At 32.7% G+C, this 14,614-nt stretch carries 29 protein-coding genes; all 29 read right to left on the bottom strand.

Annotated features, from left to right (window positions below; translation table 11 throughout):
• Position 1 precedes the first annotated feature (1 nt).
• The gene (locus tag EDC42_RS04845) at positions 2-223 is read right to left on the bottom strand and encodes a 50S ribosomal protein L14e (RefSeq protein WP_069574673.1); all 222 of its coding nucleotides are present in this window, start codon (positions 221-223) and stop codon (positions 2-4) included.
• Positions 224-745, bottom strand: a complete 522-nt coding sequence (gene cmk / locus EDC42_RS04840; RefSeq protein WP_069574674.1) for a (d)CMP kinase — start codon at positions 743-745, stop codon at positions 224-226.
• Positions 745-1,011 (bottom strand): 50S ribosomal protein L34e, encoded by a 267-nt coding sequence (locus EDC42_RS04835; protein WP_069574675.1) that lies wholly within the window; start codon positions 1,009-1,011, stop codon positions 745-747. Before EDC42_RS04835 ends, cmk begins: the two co-directional genes overlap by 1 nt.
• A gap of 114 nt (positions 1,012-1,125) precedes the next feature.
• Entirely contained in the window at positions 1,126-1,704 is a 579-nt protein-coding gene (locus tag EDC42_RS04830; protein WP_069574676.1) for a DUF106 domain-containing protein, read from the bottom strand.
• A 19-nt stretch (positions 1,705-1,723) separates the two neighbouring features.
• Positions 1,724-2,284 (bottom strand): adenylate kinase, encoded by a 561-nt coding sequence (locus EDC42_RS04825; protein ID WP_069574734.1) that lies wholly within the window; start codon positions 2,282-2,284, stop codon positions 1,724-1,726.
• A 41-nt stretch (positions 2,285-2,325) separates the two neighbouring features.
• Positions 2,326-3,687 (bottom strand): preprotein translocase subunit SecY, encoded by a 1,362-nt coding sequence (secY, locus tag EDC42_RS04820; RefSeq protein ID WP_069574677.1) that lies wholly within the window; start codon positions 3,685-3,687, stop codon positions 2,326-2,328.
• 33 nt (positions 3,688-3,720) lie between these two features.
• Complete coding sequence (locus EDC42_RS04815) at positions 3,721-4,158, bottom strand: uL15m family ribosomal protein (protein WP_069574678.1); 438 nt, start codon at positions 4,156-4,158, stop codon at positions 3,721-3,723.
• A gap of 15 nt (positions 4,159-4,173) precedes the next feature.
• Positions 4,174-4,632, bottom strand: a complete 459-nt coding sequence (locus EDC42_RS04810; protein ID WP_069574679.1) for a 50S ribosomal protein L30 — start codon at positions 4,630-4,632, stop codon at positions 4,174-4,176.
• 11 nt (positions 4,633-4,643) lie between these two features.
• Entirely contained in the window at positions 4,644-5,285 is a 642-nt protein-coding gene (gene rpsE / locus EDC42_RS04805) for a 30S ribosomal protein S5 (RefSeq protein ID WP_069574680.1), read from the bottom strand.
• A 2-nt stretch (positions 5,286-5,287) separates the two neighbouring features.
• The gene (locus tag EDC42_RS04800) at positions 5,288-5,869 is read right to left on the bottom strand and encodes a 50S ribosomal protein L18 (RefSeq protein WP_069574681.1); all 582 of its coding nucleotides are present in this window, start codon (positions 5,867-5,869) and stop codon (positions 5,288-5,290) included.
• A 2-nt stretch (positions 5,870-5,871) separates the two neighbouring features.
• Positions 5,872-6,327: a 50S ribosomal protein L19e gene (locus EDC42_RS04795; protein ID WP_069574682.1), complete on the bottom strand. Its 456-nt coding sequence runs from the start codon at positions 6,325-6,327 to the stop codon at positions 5,872-5,874.
• 123 nt (positions 6,328-6,450) lie between these two features.
• The gene (locus EDC42_RS04790) at positions 6,451-6,780 is read right to left on the bottom strand and encodes a 50S ribosomal protein L32e (RefSeq protein WP_069574683.1); all 330 of its coding nucleotides are present in this window, start codon (positions 6,778-6,780) and stop codon (positions 6,451-6,453) included.
• A 14-nt stretch (positions 6,781-6,794) separates the two neighbouring features.
• Positions 6,795-7,331, bottom strand: a complete 537-nt coding sequence (locus tag EDC42_RS04785) for a 50S ribosomal protein L6 (RefSeq protein ID WP_069574684.1) — start codon at positions 7,329-7,331, stop codon at positions 6,795-6,797.
• Positions 7,332-7,339: 8 nt separating this feature from the next.
• On the bottom strand, positions 7,340-7,732 hold the full coding sequence (locus tag EDC42_RS04780; RefSeq protein WP_069574685.1) for a 30S ribosomal protein S8: 393 nt from the start codon (positions 7,730-7,732) through the stop codon (positions 7,340-7,342).
• 11 nt (positions 7,733-7,743) lie between these two features.
• A complete protein-coding gene (locus EDC42_RS04775) occupies positions 7,744-7,887 on the bottom strand; it encodes a 30S ribosomal protein S14 (protein ID WP_069574686.1) in 144 nt (47 codons plus the stop codon).
• 9 nt (positions 7,888-7,896) lie between these two features.
• A complete protein-coding gene (locus tag EDC42_RS04770) occupies positions 7,897-8,409 on the bottom strand; it encodes a 50S ribosomal protein L5 (protein ID WP_069574687.1) in 513 nt (170 codons plus the stop codon).
• Positions 8,406-9,134, bottom strand: coding sequence for a 30S ribosomal protein S4e (locus EDC42_RS04765; protein WP_069574688.1), 729 nt, complete (start codon positions 9,132-9,134; stop codon positions 8,406-8,408). The genes EDC42_RS04770 and EDC42_RS04765 overlap by 4 nt, the downstream gene beginning before the upstream one ends.
• 1 nt (position 9,135) lies before the next feature.
• A complete protein-coding gene (gene rplX / locus EDC42_RS04760; RefSeq protein WP_069574689.1) occupies positions 9,136-9,486 on the bottom strand; it encodes a 50S ribosomal protein L24 in 351 nt (116 codons plus the stop codon).
• Positions 9,487-9,494: 8 nt separating this feature from the next.
• Positions 9,495-9,893: a 50S ribosomal protein L14 gene (locus EDC42_RS04755; RefSeq protein WP_067043685.1), complete on the bottom strand. Its 399-nt coding sequence runs from the start codon at positions 9,891-9,893 to the stop codon at positions 9,495-9,497.
• A gap of 5 nt (positions 9,894-9,898) precedes the next feature.
• Complete coding sequence (locus EDC42_RS04750; RefSeq protein ID WP_069574690.1) at positions 9,899-10,216, bottom strand: 30S ribosomal protein S17; 318 nt, start codon at positions 10,214-10,216, stop codon at positions 9,899-9,901.
• Between the two features lie 11 nt (positions 10,217-10,227).
• Positions 10,228-10,506, bottom strand: coding sequence for a ribonuclease P protein component 1 (gene rnp1, locus EDC42_RS04745; RefSeq protein ID WP_069574691.1), 279 nt, complete (start codon positions 10,504-10,506; stop codon positions 10,228-10,230).
• Between the two features lie 82 nt (positions 10,507-10,588).
• Positions 10,589-10,927, bottom strand: coding sequence for a stress response translation initiation inhibitor YciH (gene yciH / locus EDC42_RS04740; RefSeq protein ID WP_069574692.1), 339 nt, complete (start codon positions 10,925-10,927; stop codon positions 10,589-10,591).
• Positions 10,928-11,134 (bottom strand): 50S ribosomal protein L29, encoded by a 207-nt coding sequence (gene rpmC, locus EDC42_RS04735; RefSeq protein ID WP_069574693.1) that lies wholly within the window; start codon positions 11,132-11,134, stop codon positions 10,928-10,930. It abuts the gene before it with no gap.
• A 34-nt stretch (positions 11,135-11,168) separates the two neighbouring features.
• Positions 11,169-11,924: a 30S ribosomal protein S3 gene (locus EDC42_RS04730; RefSeq protein WP_069574694.1), complete on the bottom strand. Its 756-nt coding sequence runs from the start codon at positions 11,922-11,924 to the stop codon at positions 11,169-11,171.
• Positions 11,924-12,388, bottom strand: coding sequence for a 50S ribosomal protein L22 (locus tag EDC42_RS04725; RefSeq protein WP_069574695.1), 465 nt, complete (start codon positions 12,386-12,388; stop codon positions 11,924-11,926). The genes EDC42_RS04730 and EDC42_RS04725 overlap by 1 nt, the downstream gene beginning before the upstream one ends.
• A 12-nt stretch (positions 12,389-12,400) precedes the next feature.
• On the bottom strand, positions 12,401-12,811 hold the full coding sequence (rpsS, locus tag EDC42_RS04720; protein ID WP_069574696.1) for a 30S ribosomal protein S19: 411 nt from the start codon (positions 12,809-12,811) through the stop codon (positions 12,401-12,403).
• Between the two features lie 15 nt (positions 12,812-12,826).
• Complete coding sequence (locus EDC42_RS04715; protein ID WP_069574697.1) at positions 12,827-13,552, bottom strand: 50S ribosomal protein L2; 726 nt, start codon at positions 13,550-13,552, stop codon at positions 12,827-12,829.
• 12 nt (positions 13,553-13,564) lie between these two features.
• Positions 13,565-13,825, bottom strand: a complete 261-nt coding sequence (locus EDC42_RS04710) for a 50S ribosomal protein L23 (RefSeq protein ID WP_069574698.1) — start codon at positions 13,823-13,825, stop codon at positions 13,565-13,567.
• 23 nt (positions 13,826-13,848) lie between these two features.
• Positions 13,849-14,613, bottom strand: coding sequence for a 50S ribosomal protein L4 (gene rpl4p / locus EDC42_RS04705; protein ID WP_069574699.1), 765 nt, complete (start codon positions 14,611-14,613; stop codon positions 13,849-13,851).
• Between the last annotated feature and the right edge of the window lies 1 nt (position 14,614).

Here is a 14,614-nt window from a genome sequence, read left to right as displayed (position 1 = left end):
ATTATAAGTCAGCTAAGGCTGCCTTGATAGATTCTGCATCACCAGAAACATCGATAGAATCTGCAGTTGGTTCTAAGTGAGCTACATTACATCTTCTGTTTTTTACAGCTTCACCAATTACTTCTACAAAATTTTCATCAATAATTTCAACAATCGCACATTTTTTGCCTGCTTCTCTACCAGCAGTTTTAACACATACTCTACCTACTTCAATTGATGCCATTTATATCACCTTTAATGTTGTTGTAATGATTTCTGATATGCTTTCTGGATTAAAGCTATCAGTATTTATAATTAAATCATAAATTTCCATATTACGAATATCAATATTATGAATTTCTTTGTATCTTAAAGATTCACTTTCTTCACGAATGATAATTTCGTTTTTAGCCACATCTACAGATTTACCTTCCCTTTGAGCTATTCTTTTAGATCTAACCTCAAATGGAGTCATTAAACAAATCTTCAAATCAGCATTTTCAACAAAAAATGCAGATAATCTTCCTTCAAGTATTAAATTATCTGAAGATTTAGCTTTTTCAGCTTGACGCTTGTCAATTTCCTTATCAATTTCAGCATTACCTTCAGCAAATTCACTGAATTCTAAAACACTCATCCCTCTTTCAGCAGCCATTTCCCTAAAGATAAAACCTGCAGAAATATAAGGAACATTTAATTTTTCACTTAAAACTTCAGCAAGTGTAGTAGTTCCAGTTCCAGCTAATCCGCCGATTGTAATAATCATTATTTTCTAGCCTCTTTTTTGAAATGTTTACGGGTACAAGCTGAGCATAAGTACCCACCATATGGACGACTAGGTCTTCTAGCTGTTTTTGATAATTTTCTAATTTCATATGGGCGTCCACGAGGAACACCATGTAATACTGCACCACATTCAGCACAAACATGCTTAGATGGTTTTTTCTTTTTATATCTTAAAACATTTACTCCACCAGGAGTTTTTTTATGAACTCTTTTATATGATCTTGATCTAAACCTATTAGCAGGCATTTAATCACCTATAATAATTTTTAATAAATTAATAATTGTGTAATAGCGTATTCAAAATAGAATATTATAATATATATTCCTCATTATTAATAAAGGTATAGTTTTTAGGAGTATTTAGAACCCTTGTTTGAATCCTAGGAATTTTCTTAAAATTTGACTCATACCGAAAGTGCAAATCATATACCATAATAACCAACCAATCCCATATGGAATAGTAGCTTGACCACCATAGAACATACTGCCAATTACATGCCAAAGAGGAGTTAAAGTAACCCAATATACAGTAGTAGGCAATATAATTACCAAATCATGAATTGCAGATGCTCTCATCCAGAAAAATATTAAAATAATCGGAACAAAAGTAACAATCATTGGTTTAAATTGTTCTGACATCATCGCAGTATTTTCTTTCATCATTTCAGTTTGTCTAGCTTGAAGTTCAGCAATTTTTTTACCATCACCTCTTTTCTGAGCATCCCTAAGTTCTTTATTGAACTCTTTCATTTTTGCTTGTTTTTCATTTAATGCATCTTGATCAACCAAATATTTATTAGCAATAGTTGTAATTAAAGATACAATAAATGCAATAATCAATACAGTTAATGCCGGATTACTTGGATTCGGATCCATAGCAAGAATCGGATCGAAAATAGTATTCAAAACACCATAGATCATTCCCATAATATCAAACATAATATACCTCAATAATAATTTATAAATTTAAAACATCCACTAATTTTGAAACAGAAGAATCTAAATGATTATCATGGTTTTCGACGATTTTAACAGTAGCACCTGTTAAAGTTGCATAAGCCATAGAAGTTGCTCTGTTCATTTCTTGATGTAACTGAATTTCTTTAGCTTTTTGAACATCTCTTTGACGAGTATCATCATTTAATCTTCTGTAAATGATTTCATCAGCATTAGCTTCAATTAAAATAAAAAGATCCGGTTGTAATTGTTCTAAAACCCAATTTGGAAGCCCCGGTAAAAATCCGGCAGGTGTGTTAATAGTACAATGAGTATCTACAATAACGTTATCATTTTCAGATCTTTGTTTAATCTCTTTTGCTGCTTTAGCTTGAATTTTTTTTTGTGTTTCAGCTGGTAATTTTCTTAAAGAATCTCTATTATCAGCAATATTTTCATTAATTGCAATTTCAGTCATTATGTCCCCATAATTTAAATGAACATAATCAACTTGTTCTAAAGCTTTATTAAGTAAAGTTGTACTTCCAGAACCTGGAATACCAGTTAATACTACTAATTTCAATTTAATCCCCCGCATATTGTTAAAAGAAAAAAGGAGAAAAATTAATCTCCTCCTAAAACTTTCCTAAGAACAGGATTTGCAGACATAAGCTGTTCTTGAGCCATTTCTTCATAAAGTTTATGAAGAATACCTACAGTAAGCAATACACCAGTACCTCCACCTAAAGCACCAGTTAAATCTGCAAGGAAAGCAATGAGACCTACATAAACACCACTTATAATGGTAAGTGCAGGAATATATTTTTTCAAAATTTTATATAATTGACGTTTACTACTTCTAAACCCTGGTATTTGAATACCGGATTTATGAAGCTGCTCAGAAATCTTTTTAGCATTTAATCCACTGATTTCAACCCATAAATATGAGAATAATATACAACAAGCAATGAAAAATAATGCATATACAAGAACATGAATCGGTTCTGTAATAAACATGGTTAAGTTAGGTGTGGACAATAACCAGGCAATACCATCAACAGCTTTACCATTTTGAAGATGTCCTAGAATTGGAACACCAATTTTTTGGAAAACATTTGCAAATAAAGTAACGTTTACAAGCAATGCACTAGTTAAAATTACTGGCATATTACTTGAGTAAACAAATTTTAATGGATATTTACCAACAGATCCCCTAATTCTACCATGACCTTTAACTTGACCATGAGATATAGGAATTTCTACTTTCATAGCCTCACCGTATAAAACAACTACAAATACAATAATAGTTGCTATTAATGGAACTAAAATTGAGAAGTCAAAAGTACCGCCGGTAGCAAGTTGGATAAATTTAGGAATAATACCTGCTAATAATCCATCTGAACCATTCAAGATACTGAAAGTACCTACAATAATGGCTTGACATACACCAGCAGCAATGAATAAACCAATACCACTACCGAATCCCCATTTTGAAACCACTTCATCCAGATAAATAATTACTAATGCCCCGACAACAAGTTGGATGATCAATATTAAAGTGTAAGAACCATCAATTGGTACTAAATTACCAGTTAATACTAAAACACTTGCTTCAAAAAATGTAAAAACTATAGAAAGAATTTTTTGAGTAGCTTGGAAATGAGATTTATCCTTATGAGAAGATAAATCCAAATCCAAAAGATTTGAACCAACTAATAATTGTAAAACAATAGATGCAGTAACAATCGGACCAATACCTAATGTAAGGATGGAACCGAAACTTCCTGCCATAACTGCTCTTAACTGAGCAAATGAATCAATAGCTCCAGGAGCTAACCCATATAATGGAATTTGAGTTAATATAAAATATAAAACTAAAACAAGAGCAGTCCATTTAAGTTTTTCATTAAAATCTTCTCTATGAACAGGAGATTTTACTTCTGGAACAATTTTAAAGACTGGCTCTAAAAATTCTAGTGATGACATTTTTTTCCTCTAATAATATAAAAGAGAAAAAAGCTATAATTCTATAGCTTCTCCTCCTAATTCTTCAATTTTTTCAACAGCAGATGCTGAAAATTGAGGAGCTGAAATTTTGAAAGTTTTAGTAATTTTACCTTTACCTAAAACTTTGTCGTAACCTAATTCTGTTACATCAATTACAATAGCGTCACCATCTTGAGATGCTTTACCATTTGCAAGTAATTTATCAGCTTGTTCTTCCAAATAATTTAAATTAACAGCATTGACTTTATTAATCATTTTTTGAGGTCTTTTAAAACCATGTTTACCAAAGTGGTTAGGATCATGGATTACAGTCCAGGTCCAATGTTGTTTGCCCATACCTGCTTTTCCTTTTCCACCTTTGTTACCTGCACCTCTACGTTTTTTAGTACAGCCTCCACCGTTGGATCTAGAACCTCTTTGTTTGTTAATTTTACGTTTTGTTCTAATCATAAATATACACCCGATTTAAAGCATTTTCTTTGCTAGTTCCTTAATGTTTTCTCCCCTGTAACCTAAGGATCCACCTTCTTGTACAGATAAACGAATATCTTTATATCCTTTTCTAGGAGGGTGTAAACGGAATACAGGTTTAATTCCAACATCAGCTAATTTAACTTTAGACTCAATTAAAGCTTGAGCTAAATCAGCAATATCTTTGTAATCAGTATTTTCTGCAACGTATTCGTCAGTGACTTTTACATTACCTGGGAGTCTTCCTCTTTTAGCAATGAGTGCAGATAAAGTTTCTGCATCAATTTCACCCCAAGTGATGTAATCCTTAGCTTTTTGAAGCATACCTTCAAAACTAGGATTTTCTTCAACGAGTACTGCATGGCTGATTCTGTTAAGTCTTAACATGTCTAAGGTGTTTGCAATATTTTTAATAACACCAGTAGTTCCTCTAACTCTAATAACTAAAAACATATAATCACCATTTAGTAGTTAACGCCCATTTTTTTGAGGTCTTCTTGACTTGCTTTTACATTACTTAATTCTTTTAAAGCAGCAAACACTGCATTAGCGAAGTTTACAGTAGTTTGAGTTTGTCCAAATGATTGGGACCATACATCATGAATACCGGCGAGTTTTAAAATAGTTTTACCAACATCACCAATTACTAAACCTACTCCTGCAGGTGCAGGGATTAAGTTTACACTTACACTACTGGTTTTACCTTGTACTTTAAATGGTACAGTATGTTCTCTTCCACATACACAACCCCAATCTCCACAACCTCTTCTTACTTTAATAAGATTGTATTTAGCATTGTCTACAGCTTTTCTAATAGCAGGACCAACCTCTTTAGCTTTGCCTTGGCCTAATCCCACATAACCATTTTTATTACCTACAGCAACAATTACTCTGAAATTAACTTTTCTACCAGATTTATGCATCCTTTGAACTAAGTTAACATCCATTACTTCTTCTTCTAAATCTGGAATTAAAGCATCAACTATTTCTAATTCCATAATCGGAAGACCTTTTTCAAAGATTTCATCGATATCAGTAATGGTTCCATCTTTAACTAATCTACCCAATTTAGTTTTAGGTTCCCATTCATCAATATTAAAACTCATAGTTATTCCCCTGCCTCATCAATATTTTTAATAGTTTCTTCAAAGTTTGCAGGTAAATCTTTAGGATTGAGACCTCTTTCAAAATACTTTGAGAATTTTTTAGCAACTTCTTCAGCATCTAAAGATTCAGCATATGCAGCAATATGTCCTCCATTAATACGATCATCTTCTGGGAAAATGAAATCACCGTGAGGAATTTCTAAACCTGCATCAACAGCACCTTTAAGAGCTGCAAAGACTTTAGATCCTTTAATTGGAGATTTTAAACCAATATCTAAAATTGCACTTTCAACACCTTTAGCTAATGCTCTTTTAGCACAAAGATAAGCAGTTAAGTAAAATGAAGTAAGGTTACCAGTATGTCCTAAATAACCATATTTTGCTAATTGTTTACTTACAGCTGAAGCTACAGTTAAATCTCCTTCAGGAGCATAATTAATAACCTGAACAGTAGCATGAGAGTTAGAAACTCTAACAACTAAACGAGGTTTGTCATAACTGACTAATTTCATTCTTGCTGCATAATCAGTTTTACCTTCTCTTCTTCTTCTGAAAGCTACTTTATAATTAGTTCCATGTGCCATGTTTACTCATCTCCTTTAATTAAATCATGGTCACGGGCATAGTTTCTCATGTAAGATTTACTTCTGAATGCGCCACCCTTAGCCATTTTATATAATTTACGGTAGGTAGTAACATCAATTACTTCATCTTCACGCATTTCTTTAAGATCTTTTCTTAAAGCTCTGATAGTAGTCATCCAAGCTTTTTTCTTAGGAGTACGTGCTTTTTTAGCTCCTTTAATACTACCTCTACCTTTTCTTTTTCCTTTTGCTTTTTGTTCTTTAATTTTCTTAGATCTGTAGCTACTAATACCTTTTTGAGGTTTTGCTTTAATAGCTCCATCATTAATTAACTGCTTTACTCCTTCTCTAGTAATCGCCATAGATACTTCTTCTAATCTTTCTGGATCAATCCAAACACGATTAAGTCCTACTTTGAGGATACTAGCAGCTAATCTTTTTTGAGTTGTAAGATTCATATATATAATCCTCCATACAGCATAGCTGATAAATTTAGATAAAATCTAAATTCCCTTTTTTAATTTAATTTAATAGCTATATCAATTCATAAAAACCCGGAATTGATTGCTTATAATTATGATTTATTTATTTAAAACTTTAATACCAAGTTCTAATGCTTTTGCAAGCATTAAATCTTTTTTTCTTTTCCCGATAGAAGCACTTATTCTAGCAGCTTCAGTAGCTGGATCTAAGTCTTCTAATTCTTGCATATTATGAACAAGAACATCTTTGAATCCTGAAGGGTGTAAATCCCTAATAGCTCTAGGGGTTCTGTAACCAATTGCCGGCATGTCAGGTTTACCAGCTTCATATCTTCTCATTTTACTGGTTTTACCTCTAGGGCGTCTCCATTTGATTCCAAGTTTTTTATAACGAGCATATTCTTGTCTTTTAAATCTTTTATTAGCCATTTAAATCACCGAATTTATTCCCTGCTAATTAAATATATTCCGTCTTGGAATACTCTAGGATCTCTTCCTTTAATTTTAGTTGCTTGTTCTAAATTAGCCATAGTTTGACCAACATGTTCCTTATTAATACCGGTAATTGTTACCTCATCACCTTTAACTGCTACTTTAGCAGAACCAACAATTTTAGCAGTTCTTGGGTGTCTTTCCCCGAGGAAGTTGTCAATTACTACAGTATCTTTTTGAACTTTTACAGTCATTGGAAAGTGAGCAAATACGATTTTCATGTGGTAAGTAAAACCATCAGTTACTCCGACAATCATATTGTTAATGTGTGCCCTTGTGGTTCCAATCATTGCTTTATCTTTCTTTTTAGGAAATACAGTTTCTAAAATAACAACATTTTCTTCTTCTTTAATATTTACATTAGGATAAGTAAATTTTCTGGAGTCTTCTCCATTAGGTCCTTTTACAGAAACCTCATTGTTTTCAATTATAACTTCAACGCCTTCAGGGATTGCAATTTCTTCCCTTATAGCTGCAGCTACTACCATATTATCACCTAATACATGTAAGCCAACAAACGTCCACCAATTCCTCTTTCTTTAGCCTCATTGTGAGTCATAATTCCTTGAGGAGTAGTGACGATTAAAATACCAAAGTTTTTTGCTGGCAAATATCTTTTTTCAAATTTTTCAAATTCATCTTTCTTAACAGCATGACGAGGTTTGATAACACCACATTTGTTAATGTTACCTATTAATTCAACAGTGAATTTACCTGCCCTATTGTCATCAACATATTCAAAATTACCAATATAATTCTCTTTTTGCATTGTGCTTAAAACTTGTCCAATTAATTTTGAAGCTGGAGAAATAACACAAGAACCATTTACTTGTAATTCGTTATTTCTAATATTAGTTAAAGCATCAGCAAGAGGATCCATAAGACTCATAGTAATTACCTCTAATTATATTTTTTAAATCCAATTTTAGGAGCAATTTCCCTAAAACATTGTCTGCATAAGTTTAATCCATATCTACTAATCATAGCAGAGTGGTCTCCACAACGACTACATTTTTTAGCAGCTTTTCCGTATTTTCTTGGCAAAATATCACCTTATTCAGTTACGTAATTAACTTTAAAGTTTTCTTCCATAAATTTCATAGTTTCTTCTTTAGAAATCCTATGTTTTTGAGGAACTTTCTTTTGTTGGATTTTTCTTCTAGAAATTCTGTAACCTGGTTTTTCAAAAGTAACAGAAACATTCATACCGAAAATACCAATATCTGGATTATATCTCATACCTGGAATATCAATATGTTCTTTAATACCAAAAGAAAGGTTTCCTTGTGCATCAAATTGAGTAGGTTTAATATTTCTACTAATACCTTCCAATACCATATCAATAGCTTTATCTGCTTTTTCTCCACGTAAAGTTAATTTACATGCGATAGGTTGTTTTTTCCTAATTCCCCATTCTGGGTTAGTAACTTTGGAAAAAGTTTTAACAGGAGTTTGATCGAACATATTTTCTAAAAGAGTAATAGCACGAGATAATTTTTCACCTGCTTCACCAACACCGATACTTACAGTAGCTTTTTCAATACGTACTTCATTCATTGGGTTCATTTATTAACCTCCAATAAATCAATTACTGGTGCATCATTACCAACTACAAATGCATATTCTTTTAAAGTTAAGAATTCATCTTTAGCACTATTTTCAATGATAATAGTATTTGGATTAGTGGATTTGTTTTCAATAATTTCAGATACAGTACCTAATTCACCGGTGTGTTTACCACCAGTAACAAGGATAGTAGCTCCTTCTTGTAAAGGATATGCTTCAACAATTTCTTGTTCAGGTACTTTTAAACAAATAACATCCCCAACAGAGTAAGCATCTTCATCAATGATAACATTTTTACCATCATGAAGGTTTAATTGAGTTTTTCCACCTTTAATAGTGGTTTTGTTAACAATTTTAGATAATTTAGCACTTGCATCTTCAATTAATTTTAATTGTAATCTTCCTTTTCTATCTAAAAGAACTCTATAAGATTCTTCAGTTTTTGGAATGTCAAGAACATCCATAAATCCTACTGGGAATTTATAATCTTTAACAATGATTCCATTTATAAAAATGTTACCGGAGTTGATAATTCTTTTTGCTTCTCTTGCATTATCAGCTAATTTTAAAACATCTCTAATAACTAAAGTTAATGGAATAGAATCATTAATGGAATGAGAACCTGCGGAAGGTTTTACAGTCCAAGTATCTTCTTTAGGATGAATAGGCCAAGATTTTGGTGCTTTGTATCTTTTAAGATGTTTTCTAGATCCCATTTTAGCCATATTAATTATCTCCTTTATTTTTAATTCTTCTATCGTCTTTTAAATTTGCATCAATAATTACTAAGTTAGATGGATCGACTGGAAGGAAAGTGACAGTTCCATCAGGTTTAGATAAAGTAACTTCTTCGATAGTAACTTTATAAGAAGTATAATCTACAGTGAGAACTTCTCCTTCATGTCCTTTAAAGTCTCCACGGACAACTCTAACTTTGTCTCCTGTTATAACCGGTAAAGATCTTTTACCAACTTTTTCCCTTAAATCTTTACTTACAGAAGCACTTAAATATTTACCACGTGCATGAGCAGGAGCAGTATAACGAGCTTTTCTTTGTTTTCTTGGTTGAATTGACATTTTTTCACCTATACTAAAATATTAGCAGCACTACCTACACTAGGCCATCTGTCAGCTGCTTCTTTTGCAACAGGACCTCTAATTTCAGATCCTTTTAAAATACCCTCTGGAGTAATAATAACAGCAGCATTATCTTCAAATTTAACACGAAGACCATCAGCACGCCTATATTCCTTTTTTTGTCTAACTACAACTGCATTGACAACTTCTCTTCTCATATCAGCAGTTCCTTTTTTAACAGAAGCAACAACTAAGTCTCCAACACCAGCAACATCGAGTCTTCTTCTTACTCCTTTAAATCCTTTTACAGAAATAATTTCGATTTCACGAGCACCAGTATTATCAACACACTGGAGGGTTGCTCCAATTGGTAATGCTTTAGTTACACTTGAGGTTAATGGTTTCATAATATTTACTCTCCTTTAACTTCAACTAAAACAAAATGTTTAGTTTTACTTAATGGTCTACATTCTGCAATTTTTACAGAATCACCAACATTCACATTCAAGCAATCTGGTTTGTGAACATTGATTTTAGATTTCCTTTTTTCATATCTTTCGTATTTTTTAATGAATTTATAGTAACTACGTTCAACAGTAATAGTTCTTTCTGCTTTGTTACTTACAACAATTCCTTCAAGAACTTGACCTCTTACAGATAAAGTTCCATGGAAAGGGCAGTTAGGGTCATTACATGTAGTTTCTGGTTCTTGAACGTTAAGCCCAACCATATTATCACCGTTTATATTTTTTTAAATCTTTTTTTTATTCTATCTTCAGGACGAATAGACAAAATATTACCATCAATTTTAATTTTTTCCCCATTCGGAAGTTCAAACACGAAAAAAGTTCCATTTTTAGGAATCATTTTTTCATTGTTATCTTCTTCTTCAATAATTATGGTATTTTTTGTCTCATCAATAACTGTTCCTTTTAAATTAAGAGAAGGATTCTTCGGATTCATGGCATGAATTCTTAATCCAATGAATTCATGATGAACCAAATTATTTGAAGTAATCATAGTATCATCTCTTAATATAACATTTACAATAAATTATGCAGAATTACAATAATTTAATTGAAAAACATATCGAATAGATGAATTATCTCCTTTTCTTATTATTTTTCTTAGATTCACGAATCTCAATAGTATCAGATGAGAAACCCATGTCAGATAAAACTTTTTTGACCTTAACTTTATGATCTCCTTGGAGTTCTATTTGACCATTTTTAGCAGTTCCCCCACAAGCACATTTTGCTTTAAGGGTTTTTGTGAGTTCTCTTATGTCGATATCGTGTTCATCTATACCTTCGATAATAGTCATGAGTTTTCCAAATCTTCTCCTTACAGTAAAAACTTTCAAAGATTGAACTTCACGTGCAATTTCTTCACAAACACAAAGTTCTTCAGGAAGCCCACATACATCACAAATTTTTGACATTTAATTCTCCTTTTGTTTTTCGTTCATTATTGTAAGAACACGAGCAATAGTTCTTTTTAATTCTCTAATTTTCCCAGGATTTTCATTAATCCCGGCAGCTGCACTTTTAGAAATGTTTTTGGATAATTCAGCTCTGAGTTCAACTAATTTATCTTGAATCTCATCAACTTCCATGTCCCAAATTTCTTTACTTCTTAAAATCGCCATTGTTCCAACTCTTTTAAGATAATTAAATTGAAATTTAACTATCGTCTTCCTCTACTTCTTCAGTAGATTCTTCTTCAACAACTTCTTCTAATTCATCGAGGTCTTCGACTTCTTCAATGATATCTTCTTCGATGACTTCTTCAGTTTCAATATCAATTTCTTCTTCAGTAACTTCACCATCTTCTTCGATGATTATTTTAGGAGGAAGAATTTCAACAGAATCAGGTAATACAGTTTCTGGAGGCATAATTCTTACATAAATACCTAAAACACCAGGTTTTAATTGAGCAGTAGCAAAACCTTCTTCAACTAATCTGATTGAAGGTTCACCACATTTTTTAATGTATCCTTCAACGAATTTAGCTACAGCAGATCTTGAACCTCTAATTTTACCAGAAATGGTTACTTCAACACCTTGAGCTCCTGCACCCATAATTCTACGAATGGTTGAGTAAGCAACTCTTCTGAAGTGCATTCCCCTTTGTAACATATTAGATATTTTGTAAGCCATGATTTTAGGATTAAGTTCAGGAACTTCAACTTCTTTAACTTCAATTTGAGGATTATCTAAACCAAAATCAGTTTTAAGAGTGTTGGTAATAGCTCTTACATTTTTACCCCCTCTACCAATAACCATACCAGGTCTTTCTGCATAAACAACAACCATGGTTCCTAAAGGAGTAATTTGAACATCCATACCACCGTATCCAGCTCTTTCTAGTTCTTTTTCTAAGTATTCATCAATTCTAGTTCTTTTAAGGCCCTCTGTGACAAAATCTTTTTCTATCATTAGTTAGCCTCCTGTAATACAATTTGAATATGAGTAGTAGGTGTATTGAATGGAGTCATTCTACCGAATGCTCTTGGGATATATCCTGGAATTACAACACCTTTATGACTTGAGATATGTTCAATGAATAATTTTTCAGTATCCATACCTTTGTACTCTGCATTAGCTTCTGCATTTTCTAAAACTTTCAATATTTGTTCAGCAGCTTTTACAGGGTATCTACCAGAAGCCCATCCTTTGAGTCCTTTTCTGTGACCAACTTTTTTGTTGTGTCTTTTGAAAGGAACTGCTTTTTTCATTTCAATAACATCTTCTAAGTAATCTTTAGCTTTACCTACATCCATTCCTCTGATTGCACTGCAAATCTCAACACTGTGTTTTGGAGAAATCTTAAGAGATTTTGCCATAGCACGTGCAGTTTTTGCTTCATCAACTTCTTCATTATAAGCATATTTGTTAGCCATGTTCTAATCTCCTTATTTAAGTGGTACAAACATGGATGATCTAGTAGCACCCATACCTGGGTCTCCGTGTTGAACTCTTTTTCTTGTTGGTGCGTATTCACCAAAGTAATGACCAATCATTTCTGGCGCAATAGTAACTTCAACAAAATTTTGACCATCATAAATACCAAAAGTGGTTCCAACCATCTCAGGTATAACAATCATGTCTCTACAGTGGGTCCTAATAACAACAGGACGACCATCTTTAGTTCCTTCTTTATTTAATTTTCTCATTTTATCCAAAACAATTTGTTGTCTTGGTAAGAATCCTCTTTTTAAAGATCTTCTTTGTCTTGCAGGGAATAATTCCATTACTTCCTCTAAAGACATTTGTTGAAGTTCTTCAAGAGTATAACCTTTATATTTAAATATTTTTCTTGCCAATGAAACACCCTCTATCTATCTTTTTAAACCTGTTCTCTTAGCTGCAATTGAACCAACTTTTCTTCCTGGCGGTGCATGTCTTGAAACAGTAGTTGGACGACCAGGATGTTGTCTGTTACCTCCCCCATGAGGGTGATCTACAGCATTCATTGCTACTCCTCTAACAGTCATGAATTTCTTACCTTTAGCTTTATAAGCATGCCATCTTTTACCAGCTTTAAGGAATGGTTTATCTTTTCTACCTCCACCAGCAACTACACCAATACTTGCACGGCAATTAGGATTTAAGTATTTTAATTCTCCAGATGGTAATTCAACAACAGCTTGATTTGCATCATGAGTAACTACAGAAGCATAAGTTCCAGAAGATCTTACAAAACGTCCGCCATCACCAGGTGTGTTTTCAATATCATAAATTGGAGTACCTTCAGGAATTTCAGCAAGTGGTAATGTGTTACCAAATTTAATAGGAGCGGAAATACCGCATTCAATTTCATCATTAATTTGGATGCTTTCAGGTGCTAGGATATATTTCTTTTCACCATTTTCGAATTTTACTTCAGCAATAGGAGCGGTTCTTGCAGGATCATGTAATATATCAATAACTTTACCTTTGATACTGCCTTCTTTTTCTAATGCATCGTAAGATCTGTATCTAATTTTATCTTTGAAACGATGAGAAGCAACACGGTGAGCAGGAGTTCCTCTTCCTCTTCTTTGATGTATTAATCGTTTTCCCATTCAAATTCCTCCTTAGAATACACCTATTCTGACAGCGAGTTCTTCTGCCATTTCTTCTTCAACAAGTTTGATGTATGCTACTTTTACACCTTTAGTAGTAATATGAGTATTAACTTTAGCTACTTTTTCTTCGTATAATTCTTCAAAAGCTCTTTTGATTTGACTTTTATTAGATTCACGATTTACCACAAAAGTAATCACATTATTTTGATCAATTAAGTTCATGGTTTTTTCAGTAACATGAGGTTTAATAATAATTGAGTATGCATTCATAATAATCACCTATCTTCCAATAATTATTGGAATAAACCTCCCAATTTTTCAACTGCTGATTTAGTGTAAATAGTAAGTCTTCCTGCATGGGTACCTGGTGCTAATAATTCAGCATTTAAGTTTTCAGCAACCACAACATCTACACCTGCATGGTTTCTTGCACCTAAATGGATACCTTTATTTTCACCAACAACTACAAGAGGTCCTTTTACTTTTTTGTATTTTCTTCCTCTGGTTTTACCTCTACCTGCTCTGATTCTTTTTCCTTCTTTAGCACGTAGTATATCGTCGTAAACACCTAAGTTTTGGAAAATTTCACGAGTTTGTTTAGCAGTTTTAACAGCTTCAATTTCATCTTCAACAATGATAGGAACTTGTTCTAAATCTGCAACTTTGTGACCTCTGTTTTCAACAATTTCTTTATTAGTAGTTGCTGCAACAGCAGATCTTATTGCAAATCTTCTTTCTTTTATGTTGATTTTTTCATGATGATTTTTCTCAGCTCTAGTAGGGTGTGCTTTTCTACCACCAACTGCCATTGGTACAAATGCTGCTTTAGAACCATTTTTAATCCTAGGCACTCTAGCGGTTCCTCTACCTGAACCCCAACCTTTAGCAGAAGTTCTTTTACCTGCCATTGGATCGTTACCCCATGGTTGTACTCTTGCAGATTGTGCAGAAAGTACAGCTCTTTTGATTAAATCTGGTCTGTATACTTCATCAAAAATAGCTGGAAGTTCAATTTCTTCTTTAACTTCCCCATTAATAGAATAAACATTAACTTTCATG

Origin of the sequence: Methanobrevibacter gottschalkii DSM 11977 (genome assembly GCF_003814835.1) — an archaeon.
In the GTDB taxonomy this organism is placed as follows: domain Archaea; phylum Methanobacteriota; class Methanobacteria; order Methanobacteriales; family Methanobacteriaceae; genus Methanocatella; species Methanocatella gottschalkii.
This window is presented reverse-complemented; position numbering and strand designations above follow the sequence as displayed.